General features: G+C 57.6%; 3 protein-coding genes and 1 pseudogene. All 4 read right to left on the bottom strand.

Going from position 1 to position 3,091, the window contains the following annotated elements; translation table 11 throughout:
• Positions 1-202: pseudogene (locus ACR0KN_RS22360) on the bottom strand (helix-turn-helix domain-containing protein); the annotation flags it as partial.
• Between the two features lie 123 nt (positions 203-325).
• Positions 326-565 (bottom strand): hypothetical protein, encoded by a 240-nt coding sequence (locus tag ACR0KN_RS22355; protein ID WP_480656683.1) that lies wholly within the window; start codon positions 563-565, stop codon positions 326-328.
• Complete coding sequence (locus ACR0KN_RS22350) at positions 562-1,761, bottom strand: IS91 family transposase (RefSeq protein WP_480536667.1); 1,200 nt, start codon at positions 1,759-1,761, stop codon at positions 562-564. Before ACR0KN_RS22350 ends, ACR0KN_RS22355 begins: the two co-directional genes overlap by 4 nt.
• A gap of 12 nt (positions 1,762-1,773) precedes the next feature.
• Entirely contained in the window at positions 1,774-2,661 is an 888-nt protein-coding gene (locus ACR0KN_RS22345; protein ID WP_480536669.1) for a tyrosine-type recombinase/integrase, read from the bottom strand.
• Between the last annotated feature and the right edge of the window lie 430 nt (positions 2,662-3,091).

Below are 3,091 nucleotides of genomic sequence, written 5' to 3'. Positions count from 1 at the left end.
GAGAAAATTTTTCTTTCTTAACTTCCGGATTCAAAGAGTCCTCTTTGTGCCCCTCAATTTCACTGTCACTGGCCCTCAAATTTTCCGCCTCAGTTTGTGTTATCTCGGAGATTTCCACAGAGATTTCTGCCAGCAGTTCGCTGAGTACATTCGCATCCGGTTGCTCCTGTCTTACACATTGGAGCGTTTGTCCATCTCGCACCCGCAGCTAACTTCCGCTTGTCTGAAGGTTTTTCGATGCGGGCCGAGGTGCAACTTTGCCGTCAGGAGCTTTCGGCGGCCCGCGTTGACAAACCTCGGAAGGAGGAAGCCGCGGTGGTTGGGATCATGCTATGGGGAAAGAGCGCAGACGGATGAGGCTGACTTTGCCACAGACGCGCAGCTGACGGTGTTTGATGCGCCAGCTGCGGTCATTTTCTGCCACCTTGGTCGCGGGCATTTTGCCGATTGAGCCCATGTGCTGTGAGTCACAGCATTCATTCTGAGTGATGACCGCAAGTGGATTTGACCGATCAGCCAAAGACGAACGGAGCATATCGAAGTGTGTGGTCAAGCATCGGATCATGCGGCCTGCTCCCGTGGTGGCGCACGCGACATCGGTGTCTGACCACGCCGGAAGATCTCGATGATGCGCATTGGACCGCCGCAGCAGGGGCATGGCTCGCGCAAAGTGAGCGGGGTGACCTCGGACTCCTGCTCTGGCTCGGTGATTTCGTCGGTGCGTTGAACACCAAGCAACGTCCGGATCTTCTTGATGTTCGTCTTGCGCGCTGAACTGGCCAGCAGGCCGTAGTGGCGGATGCGGTGGAACCCGTCAGGCAGAACGTGGATCAGGAAGCGGCGGATGAACTCGGGTGTAGCCAAGCGCATGACCTTTTGGCGGTCACCACATTTGATCCGGTAATCCTTCCAGCGGAAAGCTACGGTCTCGGCATCCATACTGACCAGTCGATGGTTCGAGATTGCAACCCGATGAGTATAGCGGCTGAGATAGGCCAGAACTGCTTCAGGGCCACCCAAGGGCGGTTTGGCGTAGACCACCCATTCGGACCTGCGGAACGGGGCAATCCAATTGGTGAAGGCAGCAGCATCCGCCAGTCCTGCGCGGTCACCGAAGAACACAAGGGCCCCCGCTCGATGCAACTCCATCAGCCCTTTCAGGAACAGGCGTCTAAACAGCAGTGCCAGCACCCGAACATGCAGGAAGAACCCGGGCTTGCAGGCCACCCATTTGGTGCCGTCCGGTGACAAGCCGCCACCTGGGACGATCATGTGGATGTGCGGATGGTGCGTCAGCGCGGATCCCCAGGTGTGAAGAACGCTGGTCATGCCGACCTTCGCCCCCAGTCGCTTTGGATCGGCTGCGATGGTCATCACCGTTTGCGCTGATGCGCGGAACAGCAGGCCGTAGACCGCCTTCTGGTTCCAAAAGGCGATGCGTGCAATCTCGGCGGGCATCGTGAAGACGACGTGGAAGTATTCGACGGGCAGCAGGTCTTCAGCACGCGCCTCCATCCAGTCTCGCGCGGCGGGGCCCTGGCACTTCGGACAATGCCGGTTCTTACAAGAGTTATAGGCGATGTGGTGGTGGCCGCATTTGGCGCATCCCGCCACATGCCCGCCAAGCGCTTCGGTTCGGCAAGCCTCAATCGCCGACATCACCTTCAGTTGACCGAAGCTGACATGCCCGGCATTGGCCTGCCGATACGCAGGCCCATAGTTCCGAAAGATATCTGCGATCTCCAGCCGTGGGCGCGGCATCCACCCGCGCCGCTACTCCAGTCCTCGCCTGACGGTGTGATCCTGCAGTTTCTCCAACATCTCATAGGGACTGACGGTGCCGCGAATGGTTTTGGTCGCGACATGCGTATAGCGCGCCGTCGTGCTGAGCTTGGAATGTCCCAAAAGCACCTGGATCACTCGAACATCCGTTCCGGCCTCGAGCAGGTGCGTTGCAAAGCTGTGGCGCAGGGTATGCAGCGTAGCGGGTTTGTTGATACCGGCCATGTGTTTGGCCGACGTGAACGCACGGTTCAGCTGACGCGGTGACAAAGCCATGATCTTGGGTTTGCCCGGAAACAACCATCCCTCAGGCCGCGCTTCCCGCCAATAGTCGCGGAGCAAATCAAGCAATGCAGGCGACAACATGGCCTTGCGGTCCTTGTCATTCTTACCTTCATCCACATGGATCAACATCCGGTCGCTGTCGATGTCCGAGACCTTGAGATTGCAGACCTCGGATGCCCTCAGCCCAGCACCATAGCTGATGCCTAAAGCCGCACGATATTTGAGCCCCGGCCCTGGAACCGCCGCCAGCAGATCGCCCACTTCTTCGACACTCAAAACAACGGGCAACTTCTTCGGCTTGCGCCGGAACTGCATGTATCGCTTCATCTCCTCACGACCGCAGGTCATGCCGAAGAAGAACCGCAAAGACACGATCCTGGCATTGAACACGCCGGTCGAGACCCCGGTGTCGGTCATGTGAAGCTGATACGCGCGCAGCTCGTCCGGCGTTGCTGTGTCAGGGGACCGCCCGATGAACTCGGCAAAATACCTGACCGCCCGGATATGAGCCTGCTGGGTCTTCGGCGACATGCCACGAATGCGCATGTCCTCGATCATCCGCTCACGCAGCGGGGTCGTCTTCTTTTCCTTCATTGGAATCTCCTGTCGTCAAATTGAGAAACCTCAATCGTCAGACAGGTCCGCCAAATCCCAAAACGGCCGGATCAGCGCTCAACGCTGGCCAAAGGCGCCATTGCCGCGATAGCGGCTTCGTCCTTGCGCCCGTCTTTGGAGGAGTACGATGTCCGCTTTGCCCGCAAAACGGGCATAGATCTTAGAGAGCGGCGTAAGATTTGATGCGCTTTGTAGACTTTCATTCAAGACACGACGATAGCCCGGTATTGCCCACACACTTTGCTCGGCGATCAGATCAAGCAGCGCGTTCTTCCGATCCTGAGTGGGGATGGTTATTGCGTGCCAGCAGCCAAAATTTGGTCAGATTCTGAGTGCAACTAGCGGGAGAAACGAGCATTTTAAAGGACACTGGATTTGAAAAACACCATTGCTTCCGCAGTTGCCTTTC

Source organism: Ruegeria sp. AP7 (genome assembly GCF_056539905.1).
Note: the sequence above shows the minus strand (reverse complement) of the source record. Positions and strands in the feature narration are given on the sequence as shown.